This is a genomic window from Pseudomonas sp. Irchel s3f19, from assembly GCF_900187555.1.
GTDB lineage: Bacteria > Pseudomonadota > Gammaproteobacteria > Pseudomonadales > Pseudomonadaceae > Aquipseudomonas > Aquipseudomonas capeferrum.
Genome location: NZ_FYDW01000003.1, coordinates 460,396 through 472,287 on the forward strand (window position 1 = coordinate 460,396; position 11,892 = coordinate 472,287).

General features: G+C 64.8%; 11 protein-coding genes. 7 read left to right on the top strand and 4 right to left on the bottom strand.

Annotated elements, in window-relative coordinates:
- Positions 1-2: 2 nt before the first annotated feature.
- Genes gspH through CKW22_RS10040 form a run of 6 tightly spaced genes read left to right on the top strand, consistent with a single transcriptional unit; the run spans position 3 to position 3,513 of the window.
- Complete coding sequence (gene gspH, locus CKW22_RS10015) at positions 3-440, top strand: type II secretion system minor pseudopilin GspH (protein ID WP_095064069.1); 438 nt, start codon at positions 3-5, stop codon at positions 438-440.
- Positions 437-805, top strand: a complete 369-nt coding sequence (locus tag CKW22_RS10020) for a type II secretion system protein GspI (protein WP_095064070.1) — start codon at positions 437-439, stop codon at positions 803-805. The genes gspH and CKW22_RS10020 overlap by 4 nt, the downstream gene beginning before the upstream one ends.
- Positions 802-1,392, top strand: coding sequence for a type II secretion system protein (locus CKW22_RS10025; protein WP_033700980.1), 591 nt, complete (start codon positions 802-804; stop codon positions 1,390-1,392). The genes CKW22_RS10020 and CKW22_RS10025 overlap by 4 nt, the downstream gene beginning before the upstream one ends.
- On the top strand, positions 1,389-2,474 hold the full coding sequence (locus tag CKW22_RS10030; protein WP_033700977.1) for a GspL/Epsl periplasmic domain-containing protein: 1,086 nt from the start codon (positions 1,389-1,391) through the stop codon (positions 2,472-2,474). Before CKW22_RS10025 ends, CKW22_RS10030 begins: the two co-directional genes overlap by 4 nt.
- The gene (gene gspM / locus CKW22_RS10035) at positions 2,471-2,857 is read left to right on the top strand and encodes a type II secretion system protein GspM (protein ID WP_095064071.1); all 387 of its coding nucleotides are present in this window, start codon (positions 2,471-2,473) and stop codon (positions 2,855-2,857) included. Before CKW22_RS10030 ends, gspM begins: the two co-directional genes overlap by 4 nt.
- Positions 2,854-3,513, top strand: a complete 660-nt coding sequence (locus CKW22_RS10040) for a general secretion pathway protein GspN (protein WP_033700974.1) — start codon at positions 2,854-2,856, stop codon at positions 3,511-3,513. The genes gspM and CKW22_RS10040 overlap by 4 nt, the downstream gene beginning before the upstream one ends.
- A 122-nt stretch (positions 3,514-3,635) precedes the next feature.
- Here the strand turns inward: CKW22_RS10040 and CKW22_RS10045 are convergent, their stop codons facing one another.
- From CKW22_RS10045 to CKW22_RS10060, 4 genes are all read right to left on the bottom strand, one after another.
- Positions 3,636-8,162, bottom strand: coding sequence for a hemagglutinin repeat-containing protein (locus tag CKW22_RS10045; protein ID WP_095064072.1), 4,527 nt, complete (start codon positions 8,160-8,162; stop codon positions 3,636-3,638).
- A 27-nt stretch (positions 8,163-8,189) separates the two neighbouring features.
- Positions 8,190-9,869 carry a ShlB/FhaC/HecB family hemolysin secretion/activation protein gene (locus CKW22_RS10050; protein ID WP_095064073.1) on the bottom strand — a complete coding sequence of 560 codons (1,680 nt, stop codon included), beginning with the start codon at positions 9,867-9,869 and terminating at the stop codon, positions 8,190-8,192.
- 161 nt (positions 9,870-10,030) lie between these two features.
- The gene (locus tag CKW22_RS10055) at positions 10,031-10,585 is read right to left on the bottom strand and encodes a murein L,D-transpeptidase family protein (protein WP_033700971.1); all 555 of its coding nucleotides are present in this window, start codon (positions 10,583-10,585) and stop codon (positions 10,031-10,033) included.
- A 21-nt stretch (positions 10,586-10,606) separates the two neighbouring features.
- On the bottom strand, positions 10,607-11,158 hold the full coding sequence (locus CKW22_RS10060; RefSeq protein WP_033700970.1) for an NUDIX hydrolase: 552 nt from the start codon (positions 11,156-11,158) through the stop codon (positions 10,607-10,609).
- Positions 11,159-11,283: 125 nt separating this feature from the next.
- Here CKW22_RS10060 and CKW22_RS10065 point away from each other — a divergent pair, with 125 nt between their 5' ends.
- Entirely contained in the window at positions 11,284-11,883 is a 600-nt protein-coding gene (locus CKW22_RS10065; RefSeq protein WP_033700969.1) for a CoA pyrophosphatase, read from the top strand.
- Positions 11,884-11,892 lie beyond the last annotated feature (9 nt).

Consider the following 11,892-nt stretch of genomic DNA (forward strand, 5'->3'; position numbering starts at 1 on the left):
GGGTGCGCCGTGAACAAGGCTTCAGCCTGATCGAGTTGCTGGTGGTGCTGGCCATCGCCGGGTTGATGTCCAGCCTGGCCGTGGCCTGGCTCGACAGCGGCAAGACGAATGTCGACCAAGCCCTGCAACGCCTGGCGGCCGAAACCCGGACCCAGGCGGCCCTGGCCCGCCATGCCGGGCAGTTGCGCGGGTTGCGCTGGACTGGCCAGCGGCCGGAGTTTGTCCGCCGCGAGGGCGACGCCTGGGTGGTCGAGACCGTCGCGCTCGGCGACTGGCCCAAGGGCCTGCGCCCGGACTGGTCCGCCAGCGCGCAGCCGCATCTTCTGTTCACGCCGCAAGGCTGGGCTCAGCCGGGCTCGGTGCGCTGGCACTGGGCCAAAGGCAGCCAGCAATGGGCCTGGCGCAGCGATGGCAAGCTACAGCTGGCGCCACTGCCATGAAGCGCCAGCAGCGCGGTTTCACTCTGCTGGAAGTGACCGTGGCCCTGGCGATTGCCGCCGTGCTGGCGGTGATCACCAGCCAGGTCCTGCGCCAGCGCCTGGCGGTGCAGGACAACCTGCAGCAGCACCGCCTTGGCCTGCTGTGCGCGCGCGAGCTGCAAGCCCGTTTCGTCGTCGAACAGTACTGGCCGACCAGCAACCAGGTGGGCGGCCAACTGAGCCAGGGCGGCCAGCTGTGCCATTGGCAGATGCAATTGCGCCGCACCGGCGTGCGTGACCTGCGCCGGGGCGAACTGCAGGTGTTCGGCGACCGCGACCAGCGGCTGCCGCTTGGCCAATTCAGTGTTTTTCTGGAGCGCCCATGAAGCGGCATCAGGCAGGCCTTACCCTGATCGAACTGATGGTCGCGCTGGCCCTGACCGCGCTGCTCGGCATCATGCTGGCGGCATTGGTCAACGGCTGGCTGAAGGTGCGTGAGCGGTTGCAGGTGAGCAGCCAGCAAACCTCGGTGCTGGATTTTTGCCTGGCGCTGGAGCGGCGCCTCGACAGCCCGGTGCTGCGCCGGGTGTACGAACAGCGTCTGCCCTTGGCCAGCCGCTGGTTCGATTGGCAACCCGCGAACGGCCAACTGCTGTGGGTGGCTGCCACCGGCCTGCCTGAAGTTGAAGGCGGGTCGCGCCTACAGCGCCAGCGCTTGCGCTTCGAGGCGCGCGAGCAGCGTGTGTTGCTGGAGAGTTCGGCCGACCTGTATGCCGCGACTGCTGCGCGCTGGGTGTTGCGCGAGCAACTTGAAGGGGTGAGCAAGGTGAACGTTTTGTATCACCAGGGCGGCCGCTGGCAACCCTGGCCTTCCGATCAACCGGCGCACCCCGGCCGTGGTGTGCGCCTGGAGCTGCAGCGTGATGGAGCACCGTATGTCTGCACTTTCGTTATTCCCTGGGGGCGTTCATGAAGGTTGATTGGCGTCGACGTTCGCCGGCCCGGCCTTGGCTGTTGTTGCGCCCAGGCAGCCCTTGGGACTGGCTGTTGGTCGAGGGCGGTATCGCGCAGCGCCAGGGGCAGGGCGAGCCCCCGGCGAACCTGCAGGCGCGGGTGGCGTTGATCGTGCCTGCCGAGCACTGCAGCCACTTCCAGTTGCCCGCACCGCCGGGGCTCAGGCGTGAAGAATGGCCATTGTTGCTTGAAGACCGCTTGCTGCAGAGCGCGGATGAGGTGGTGTGTGGATGTTTGGGCCGTGAAGCCGGGCAGGTGCGGCTACTGACCGTGGCACGTCAGCATCTGGAGGGCTGGCGCGGGCAGTGTGTGAAATGGGGGGTGTCGGTCGAGTGTTGCTGGGCTGAATTTCAGTTGCTGCCTGCTCCTGAACCGGGTGTGGCCTGGTGCTGGCAGAAGCCGGGCGGGTTCAGCTTGATGAAGGGGCTGAGCGAAGGCGCGGGCGAACGCTGGTTGGCCTGGCCTGATGTGCTGGGCGATGTGCGGGTCGAACCCTGGCCGCAACTGCGCAGGGTGCCGCTCGAGGGGCGCTGGCCCGACGAGTTGGCGCCGCTCGACAGCCTGCCAGGCCTGTTCGAGCAGCGACGACCTCGCACCTTTGTTGGCCCCTCGCGAGCGCAGCGTCAGCTGCTTGCCGCCTGCCTGCTGCTGGCCTGCACCTGGGGCGGCCTGTGGTTGGCCCAGCAATGGCGCCAGGTGCAGCTCTGGCAAGCCCAGGTGCTTGCCGTGACCGGCGAGCAGGCAGGGCCGCGGCAGGCGGCGCAGGCGCTCAAGCGCCTGCGCGAAGCCGAACTGCAACAGCAATTGCGTGTGCGTCAGTTGGCAGACTTGCAGGGGCGCTTGCAGGCCTGGTTGCAAGCGCATCCCGGCTGGCGCCTGCAAGCAGTGCGCTTCGACGGCCAGCGCTGGCATGTGCGCGTGGAGGGGGAGGGGGCCGCACCGCCCTGGGGCGAGATGGCCAGTGCTGTTGGGGCACAGGTGCAAGTGAACGGGGATGCATCGTCGACCCGTGTGGTTTTCGACCTGGAGGTGGCGACATGAACCGGGACTGGGTACAGCGCCATCGCCTGGCACTGGCCGGGGGGCTGATTGCGCTGCTGTCGAGCGTGCTGGTTGTACGCGAAGGACTGGCGCAATGGCACGCGCTTGGCCAATGGCGGGGGTTGGCGCAGACGGCGGCAGGTTTGCAGGGGGGCGCGCCGCTGAGCTTGGAGCGTCTGCACCAGTCGGCGCAAGCGCGGCGCATCGAGTTGCAGGAGGTGGTCGCACAGGGTGAGACCTGGCACATGCAGGGGCAGGTGGCCGATGAGCAGGCCCTGCTGGGCTGGGTCGTTTCGCTGCAGAGCGAGGGCGCGCAACCGTTGCAGTGGGGGTTGGAGCAAGCCCCCAACGGCCTGCGTTTTGACCTGGTGCTGCGGCCATGAGCCGGGGCGGCGTGGCGTGGCTGCTGTGGGTGTTTGTCCTGACCTTGCTGGTAGAGCTGCCGGCCAGTTGGCTGGTGCGTGGGTTCGGCCTGCCGGCAACGGGAGTGAGCGGCAGCTTGTGGCAGGGGCAGGCGACACAGCTTGGGCCGTTCGGGCCATTGCAGTGGGCCGTGCAGCCTTGGCGTTTGCAGGGCCAAGGGGCATTGGGCTTTCAGGGGCAGGCCTGGCAGGTGCGGGTTGAAGGCTGGCCTTGGCGTTGGCGCCTTGACGTTCAGCCCACAGCGGCGCAGGTGACTGTGCCTGCGGCCTATCGCCTGGTTGGGCAATGGCAGGGTACGCTGCGGGTGCATGGTGCGGGGCGGCGATGCCAGGCTGCCGAGGGGCGTATCAGTGTCACGGACCTGGCGCTGAGTGAGCCCTGGTCGTTGGGCTTAGGGCAGGGATGGCTCGAGGTGCAGTGCCGAGGTGGTTGGCATGTGCTGGGGCAGTTGGCGCAGCAGGGGCAGCATCAGTTGCAGGTGGATGCGGACCTGCTGGGGCGACAGGCCCAGGTCACCCTCGCGCTGCAGCCCGATGCCGCCCTGACGCCGCTGCTGCGCGGTGCGCAATGGCTGGGGCCAGAGGCGACAGCGGGGCAGCGGCTGATCAGGTGGTAATCACTTGAGTGAGGTTGCGGCCATTGATAGATCGCTAACTTATTGATTTGTAAGGTTGATCTGTGGGAACGGCCAAGTCACCACGTCATGGGTGGGTTCATGAAAGCGTCGACGGGCAACGGTTACTGCGCCTTGCCTTGCACGCTCGATACCCACTGCTCGCTGCGGTTGTGCCCGCTGGTGCGCAATAGCCCCAGGTCAAGCGCATTCTCCCCGTCTGCAGCGCCCTTGCCCTTGGTGAATTCGGCCACCGCAGTGCCCAGGTCCACCGGCGAGTTGGACGCATCGATCGACACATCGCGGCGGTAGTCGCTGCCATTCAGGGTTTCACGGGTAACGGCATTGGCGTTCAGCTCGACAGCGCCTTTGCCCGATTGCAGCCTGGCGCCCACCAGGCGGGCATCGCCACCGACCTTGAGGTCAAGCCCTTCACTGCCCTTGAGCGTGGCCTGCCTGGTCACGGTGTCGCGCTGTTGGTGTGAGACCTCCAGGCGCAAAGTCGGGGAAAAACCAGGATCGGCTTTGCTCAAGGCAGCGCCGGCTTTTTTGCCGATTTTGTCACTCAGCGGCCCAGCCAGCGCGTTGGCGGCGTTGGTGTAGCCCTGCGGGTTCTTCTCCTGGCTCAGGCGCAGGTCGCCTTTCACGCTCAAGCTGTCGACGCGGTCCTTGCGGCTGGCAACACGCAGGTCGCCGCCAACATCACCGGTAATGCGCCCGGCTTCCAGGCTGGCACCTTCGATGCGCGTGTCGCCACGGCTTTGCCACTGGATTTTTTCGGCGCGCAGTTGGCTGGCGTTCCACGTGTGGTTGTCACGCTTGTCCAGCGCTACCTGGGCGCGGCCATGCAGGCCGAGGGTATCGGTAGCGCCCTTGGCCATGTTGAAGCCGGCCCCGGCCGTGATGTCGAGGTTGTCGCGTTGCTCGCGGTCGCTCGAAGCTTCGATCAGCATGCCGCCGCCTGCGGCGTTGAGCTCGATTTGTTCGGCCGAGGCTTGCAGGCCCTCAAGGTGCAAGGCAATGTCCTCCCGGGCACGGCTGCTGAGGGTGAGCTTGCTCGCGCTTTCGAAGCTGGCATTGACGGCCTGGCTGGCGTCTTCGTTCTGCTTGCCATGGTTGAAGTGACCGCCGACAGCGCCACCCTTGGTCGCGCCAATCTTGACTGCCAGTTCCAGGCCGCCACCCAGGCTGCCGCCCTTGGCCTGCTGGGTATTGCTGGCCGCAGTGACCTGCAAACGGCCACCACTTTCCAGCAAGGTATCGCCGACCTTGGCTTCACGGCTGCCGATACGCGTGCCTTCCAATACAAGGTCTGCCTCACTGCTCAGATGCACAGCGCCCTTGGCATCGATCTGCGCCACCTGCGCCTTGGTCTGCGCGCTGTTCTGCTGGTTGTGATCCAGGTAGCCACGGGTGTCGACGCCGGTGCTGCCGGGGCGGTTGCCGACCTTGGCCCAGGCATTACCGTCAAGCTGCTTTGAGGCCTGGCTGTTACGGTCAGTGGCCTGCGGTAACGACAGCGTGCCGCCGCTACGCATCACCACATCGCCGTCGCCACCTTCGATGCGCGTGCCCTCGTACTTGCCATCGCTGCCCAACTGCACCTGGATACCCTGTTGGCCATAGAGGCTGCCGGGCACGGCGGTACTGGCCAGGTCGTGTTTATCCAGCGAGCCGCCTTTACCGGCAATGCGTACATTGAGATCGTTACCGGTGCTGGTGTCTACGCGGGCATCGCCGCCATAGGCCAGGCGCTGCACGGTATCGGCCTGGGTGTTTTCGGCGGCGCTCAGGTGGTGCTGCGTGGCATCGATCAAGAGCTTGCCGGCGTTGGCCTTCCACGCGGTGCCCTGGTCATCGATGATATCGGCCTTGACCTCGACTGCAGCCCCCGACAGCTCACTCACCTGGGCAAAGCCGCGGCGTTGGTTTTCCAGGCGCTTGAGGTGGTCTATGGTCATGTCGGCACCGGCGCTTGGCGCCACCATCGCGTCTTCAGGCGAGCCCTGCTGGAAGCGCGCCGCCTCTTCGCCCAGCACCAGCCGTTCGATGGGGCGGGTCAGGTCACGGTATTCGACGCTGGCGCCCAGGCTGCCTGCCCCGTTATTGGTGACGCTTTCACGCGCTAGGGTATTTTGCACGGCACGGTTCTCGATGTGCTTGGCGGTTACGTTCAGTTGCTGGCCGGCTTCGAGGCGCGCGGCTTCGGTAAGCAAACGCTCGGCGTCCAGCTTCACGTCCCCACTGGCCTGCAACTCGCTGCGTTGGACGGTGCTGTCGCGTTCGAGCTGGCTTTGGGTGTTGTGATGGCCTGCGAAAGCGCTGCCCAGTCGATCGATACCCCCTGTCACGTTCAAGCTGCCTCCACTCTGGCTGTCGTTGCTGACGGACTCGCGTTCATTGCGGGTTGCGCCAAGGCTGACCTGTTTGGCGGCCACAGTGAGGTCGCCCGCGCTTGCCACGACCTTGGAGCCATTGACCTGCAGGTGGGCATCGCTTTGCAGATCGACCGAAGCGCCTTTCAGTTCGCTGGCGACCTGCGTTGTTTCCTGCACCTTGCCCGTCGTGTTGGCGACCTGGTAGCCCACGCTGGCTTCGTACTGGCGTGATTGCGGTTTGCCGTCCTGTGCCTCCTGGGTCTGCCGGGCGCCGGCACTGAAGCCGCGTTGCTGTTGATCGGTTTGTGTTTCGCTGCGCGACTGCGCGCTGTCGATCGTCAGGTCGCCCTTGGCCTGCACCTGCAGGTGCTTGCCGGCTTCGATTTTTGCCCCGTGGATGCGCAGTTCCTCGGCGCTGGCCAGGCGCAGGTTGCTGCTGGACGAAACGTCGCTGAGCAGTACCTGGTCCTTGCGTGTGGTGTCCTTGCGATCGCTGCCGATCAGGCCGAACAGTTTGCTGTTGCTCTGATGGTCAGTCGACGTGCTGCTGCCGTGGTCGGCCTCGATCGCCAGCAGGCCCTTTTCGCTGTACAGCACCGAATCTTCCTTGCCGTGCACCTTGCTACCTTTGATGGTGACCTGGTCAGCCGTCATGTTCAGCTTGCCGTCTGCCGTCACACTGCTGCCAACCACCGTCTGCCCTTGCGTGTCATTACCCTTGCGATCACCGAAGAAAGTCCCGGAGACCAGGTCGCCGCGGTAGTTGCGCTGTGTGCCGCTGTTCTGCAATGCAGTGGTGCCGATCTCGACTTGCCGCGCCTTGATCTGCATGTCGCTGTTGCTGTGCAGCGTGCTGCCTTGAACCGTGAGGGTATCGGCCGCAGTGAGGGCCATGCGCTCGGCATTCAACGTGCTGCCCTGGGCTGTTTCCCGGGTTTGCTCGGTGTCGCGGTCACCGCGCCACAAGTCTTTGCGGTGACGTACCTGTTCTTTGATGTGCTGGCTGTCGATGCCTGCCACGATGTCCAGTTTGCCGGCACTGTCGACGTTCAATTCGCCGCCCGCCTTCACGTCGGCGGCTACCAGGCGCATGTCAGCGCCCGATTGCAGCGTTACGCTGTCTTGGCCGTGCAACTGCGTGCCGTGCTGCTGGTTTTGGGTGGTGGTGCGCTCGCGGTTGTAGGTTTCGCGGGTGACGAAGAGAAACTTCTTCTTCCAGTTTTCGCGGTCGTGTTCGGTGTTTGCCAGGCTGTCGGCATCCAGGGTGAGTTTCTGGCCGGCCTTGACCACCACCTGTTGCGCCTGCCCTTCGACAGCCCGCAGGGTCAGGTCATGCGCGGCGCTGAGATTCAATGCGCCCCGTTCGCTGTGCAGTTCGCTGGGGTTGTCCGCCTTGCCGCTGACGTGCAGGTCGCCGGCCGAATGGATGTCGATACCGTCGCCGGCATGCACCTTTGCCGGCCCCATGCGCACCCCAGCGCCTTCAGCGGTGCTCAGCACACGGATACGCCCGGCACGCATGGCACCGAACAGCGTGGCATCGACACTGCCCTGTTCGCCGGGCAGGTGTTCGACCACCTGCCCGCTGGTGTGATCGATGCGGTTGCGGCCAACCGTGACGTTCAATTCATTGGCAGCCATGAGCAAGCCTTTGCTGTCTATTCGCGGCGCGATCAGGTCAAGGGCACCGGTGCTGTTGCTCTGGCCGTCGTCGAGTACCTGCAGGGAGCCACTGGCGTTGAGGGTGTCGAGGTATTTGAGTTGCTGGTCCTCGAATTCCGGGGTGCCGACCACGAAGCCTGCGCGGGTGGTGTTGATGAAGCTGCCGCCGTTGAGGGTGATGCCATTGGGGTTGGCCAGGATGTAGTCGGCCGGGCGGCCGAAGATTTCCTGCGGCCCCTCGATCAGCGAAGCGTTGCGGCTGATCACCTCATTGAGGATGGTCGAGGCGGCCTGGCCCTGGAACTGCGGGTTGGCCGCAAGGGCGCCGGCCAGTTGCGACTGGCCCGCCTGCGTGGCGTTGTTCAGCACTACGCCGGGGTTGCCGACGTTGTAATCGAGGAACTGGTTGTGCGACAGGCCGCCAGCGTTGGGTGCAACGATGTCGATGACCGGGACGCCATGGCCGTTGTTGATGAGTGGGGTGCCTGCAGGGCCGCTGGCAGCTTCCAGGCCGCCCGAGGCTTGCGCGGTGCTGGAGCCGAGCAGGGCGAGAAAAATGGCCCAACGCAAGGTATTGGGGTGGGTAGACGTCAGCTGCGAGAGTGTTTGCATGTTCTCGTTCTCTTTGTTGTGGGTGAATCAGATGTTCAGGTGCCACTCCAGTACCCAGAAGCCCGGCTCCAGAAGCGTGCGGGGCCGGTCGCTGGTGTACAGGGCGCGTTGATAATCGAGGCGCAGGCGACTGTCGGGCAGGCTCACTTCGATGCCGGCCGCAGCACCGGCCAGGCGCAGGACGGGGCTGTCGCTGGCGAGCTGGGTCCAGCCAAGGTCGAGGCCGACGTAGGGGCGCACTTGCAACGGTGCCGCCCAGGCGGGGCTCAGCGGGCGGCTCAAGGTGTTGCGCCAGGCCGCGCCAGTGGCGCCGGCGTAGGTGTGCAGGCGGAAGCCGCGTACCGCCGAGTCGTCGGTGGCCAGCAGTTGTTCGACGGCGGGCAGTGGGTCGGGGCTGTACTGCAGCCCGAGTTCGCTTTGCCAGCGCCAGGGCTGAGGCGCTGCGCCTTGGCGAAGGTGCAGGAGGGTGGCGCGGTATTTGACGAAATCGCTGCGCAGCCCGTTGCTGCGCATGGCCGGGTTGTCCTTGGACAGCCCCTCAAGGCCGTGGGCGACCCCCACATACCCGTTCCACAGCCCATTCTCGAGCCAGAGCCACTGCAGGCCGGCCTCGACGCTGGTGAGGGTAGGGCTCTGCAAGTCGACGACAACGCCGCCGGTGCGGTTGACCATCTGCTTGCGGTCCACCCGGGCACTGGCGCTGAGCATGCCCTGTTGATTGCGCCACAGCACACGCTCGGCGCTCACGCCCTGGAAGCGGCTGCGGCCACTGCTGGTCTGTTGCCCGTGCGGGATGGGGGCGTTGTAACGCAGTTGGCTGGCGTTGAAGGCGAATGTCCACGGACCGTAGGGGATGCTGTAGTACAGCGTGATGCCCGTGCTGGTGCCCGGCGCATCGAAGACGGTGCTGGCCAGCCACAGGCGCAGGTCGTCGTTTAGGCCCAGCGGGCTGTCCAGGCCGACCCCGAGGTTCAGGCGATGGCGGCCGGTCAGTTCACTGCCGCGGTTGTCCAGGCGGCCGTCCAGATGCCAGCGCGAGGCGACTTTGTGGGGCTGAACGCGCACGCGGGTGCCACCTTGCAGTTCGCCGGGGAGCAAGTCGGCACTCAAGTCGTAGGCACGCAGGCGGTTCAGCTGGTCGAGCCCTTGCTCCAGGTCCGGGAGGTACAGCGGCTGCCCCAGTACGCCAGGAAAAGCACCGCGCAAGGAAAGGGGCAGGTCGGCGCCCAGCTCGATCGACTCGACAAAACCTTCGCTGATGACGATATCCAGCGGGGCGTCATCTTCGGGGGGCTGGCGCAAGTAGGGGCGGCTGGTCGGGTAGCCGGCTTGGACATAGCGCTGGGTAATGGCCTTGAGCACGCGGTTGATATCGGCGATGCCCATGCAAGGTTGCATCAGCGGCACCACGGTCGCCTCCAGTGCTGTCCCCGACACGTGTCGATGGCCGGCCAGGCGCACGCCGCTCACCGCCCAGCAGTGGCTGTCGGCAGTCTGTGCACTCTGGCTGCGCTGATTACCTTGCGCAGCAGGCTCCCGTTGCCAGCGCTCAAGGCGTTGTTGCTGTTCCAGTTGCCGCAGCGTTTGCTGCTGATCGCGCAACTGTTGGCTGGCCAGGTCGTCGGCCAATGCCTGGGCGCAGGTCATCACCCCGGTCAGGCAGCAGACCAGCAGCCTGCAGGCAATGATGAGAATTCGGTACGGCATTCAAGCACCCCGCAGAGGACGTACGGATGTCGTATTCGTCTGCGTGGATGCTAAGAATTAAGTGATTGGCTTGGATGCAGTACCCTGCCTAAGCGGCTGTCAGGCGGGTTCTCGTTTAGGGTGCGAAAGCTCCTACAGGATAAGTCGGCATGCAGGACGTGTCAGGGACGAATCTCGATCAATGTACCGTCCTTGACCAGCTCCCAGACTTCCTGCATGTCGTGGTTGCGCATGGCGATGCAACCTTCGGTCCAGTCCAGTGTGTGGAAGTACCACTCGGGGTAGTCATCATTGACCGGTGTGCCGTGGATCATGATCATGCTGCCGGCACTCACGCCTTCGCGGGTGGCGCGTGCGGCATCTTTGATGTTGGGGTAGGAGATGTGCATGGCCAGGTTGAAGCGGTCGCTCTGCTTGCGCCAGTCCAGCCAATAGAGGCCCTCGGGAGTCTTGCGGTCACCTTCGCGTTCCTTCGCGCCCTTGGGCTGCTTGCCCAGGGAAATGCGGTAGGTCTTGAGCGGTTCGCCGCGGCTGATCAGTTGCAGGCGGCGCTCGGACTTGATCACCAGCACCTTGTCGATCAGCGGTTGCATGGCCTGCTGCGAGGGTGACGATGTTTGCGCTGCCGGCAGGGGCTTGCGCACGATGGTCTCGGTGAAGGCCGCCTGGGACACCGAGGTAACGCAAAGGCAGAAAAGGGCGAGCAACCAGCGCATGAAACGGTATCCCTGATGACGTTAGGTGGTAGACGTGACATTCATCGGTGGCAGGTACTCATGGCCTATGGGGTAGTGCTGCCCGATGCGGTCGCGATAGTAGCATTCTAGTGTGCGTGTGACGGTGCGGAAAGCCAGCGCGTCCCACGGTATCTCATGTTCCTCGAACAGCCGCACTTCCAGGCTCTCGATACCCACATCGAAGCGTAGGTCGGCCAGTTCGGCGCGGAAAAACACATGCACCTGGTTGATGTGCGGCAGGTCGAACAACTGGTACAGGTTCATGGGCCCGACCTGGGCGCAGGCTTCCTCGACGGTTTCACGACGGGCGGCCTGGTCGAGGGTCTCGCCGTTCTCCATGAACCCGGCCGGTAAGGTCCAGTAGCCACGGCGTGGCTCGATGGCGCGCCGGCACAGCAGCACCTGGCTACCCCAAGTGGGCAGGACCCCCGCCACGATGTTGGGGTTCTGGTAGTGAATGGTCTGGCAATACTCGCAGACATACCGCAGGCGGCTATCGCCCTCGGGTATCCGCTGAATGACCGGCTGGCCGCACGCGCTGCAGAATTTCATGCTTATCTTCCCTTATGACAGGGCTATCTTGGCGTGGCAGCCGGGCGGCCGCAAGCGCACAGGGCTTGGGTGCTTCTCGGCTTTGGTGCATCATGCAAGACAGGCCTTGGATACGAGAGTGCGCAATGCTGGACGAGCTACTTCGCCGAATGAGCAACCATGAACCCGCATCACTGGAAACCGACCGACGGTTTCCCGAAGCGGCGGTACTCTTGCCCATTACCCGCAGCGAAGCGCCCGAACTGGTCTTGACCCTGCGCGCCAAGGGCTTGTCGACCCACGGTGGCGAAGTCGCCTTCCCGGGTGGCCGGCGCGACCCTGAAGACCCGGACCTGGTGTTTACCGCCCTGCGCGAAGCCGAAGAAGAAATCGGCCTGCCCCCTGGGCTGGTGGAAGTGATTGGTCCGCTCAGCCCGCTGATCTCGCTGCACGGCCTGAAAGTGACGCCATTCGTCGGGCTTATTCCCGATTTCGTCGAGTATCGCGCCAACGATGCCGAGATCGCGGCAGTATTCACCGTACCGCTGGAATTCTTCCGCCAGGACCCGCGAGACCATACCCACCGTATCGATTACCAGGGCCGCAGTTGGTATGTGCCCAGTTACCGCTACGGTGAATACAAAATCTGGGGGTTGTCGGCGATCATGATCGTCGAGCTGGTCAACCTGCTGTATGACGCCGGCATCAGCCTGCATCAACCCCCGGAGCGTTACATCGAGATCTGAGCGGGGCCC

Bases quoted from the DNA above. Each gene is read 5' to 3' on its own strand.
- CKW22_RS10045 (WP_095064072.1), bottom strand. From the start codon at position 8,162: ATGCAAACACTCTCGCAGCTGACGTCTACCCACCCCAATACCTTGCGT.
- CKW22_RS10065 (WP_033700969.1), top strand. From the start codon at position 11,284: ATGCTGGACGAGCTACTTCGCCGAATGAGCAACCATGAACCCGCATCA.
- CKW22_RS10055 (WP_033700971.1), bottom strand. From the start codon at position 10,585: ATGCGCTGGTTGCTCGCCCTTTTCTGCCTTTGCGTTACCTCGGTGTCC.
- CKW22_RS10050 (WP_095064073.1), bottom strand. From the start codon at position 9,869: ATGCCGTACCGAATTCTCATCATTGCCTGCAGGCTGCTGGTCTGCTGC.
- gspM (WP_095064071.1), top strand. From the start codon at position 2,471: ATGAACCGGGACTGGGTACAGCGCCATCGCCTGGCACTGGCCGGGGGG.
- CKW22_RS10030 (WP_033700977.1), top strand. From the start codon at position 1,389: ATGAAGGTTGATTGGCGTCGACGTTCGCCGGCCCGGCCTTGGCTGTTG.
- CKW22_RS10040 (WP_033700974.1), top strand. From the start codon at position 2,854: ATGAGCCGGGGCGGCGTGGCGTGGCTGCTGTGGGTGTTTGTCCTGACC.
- CKW22_RS10020 (WP_095064070.1), top strand. From the start codon at position 437: ATGAAGCGCCAGCAGCGCGGTTTCACTCTGCTGGAAGTGACCGTGGCC.
- CKW22_RS10060 (WP_033700970.1), bottom strand. From the start codon at position 11,158: ATGAAATTCTGCAGCGCGTGCGGCCAGCCGGTCATTCAGCGGATACCC.
- CKW22_RS10025 (WP_033700980.1), top strand. From the start codon at position 802: ATGAAGCGGCATCAGGCAGGCCTTACCCTGATCGAACTGATGGTCGCG.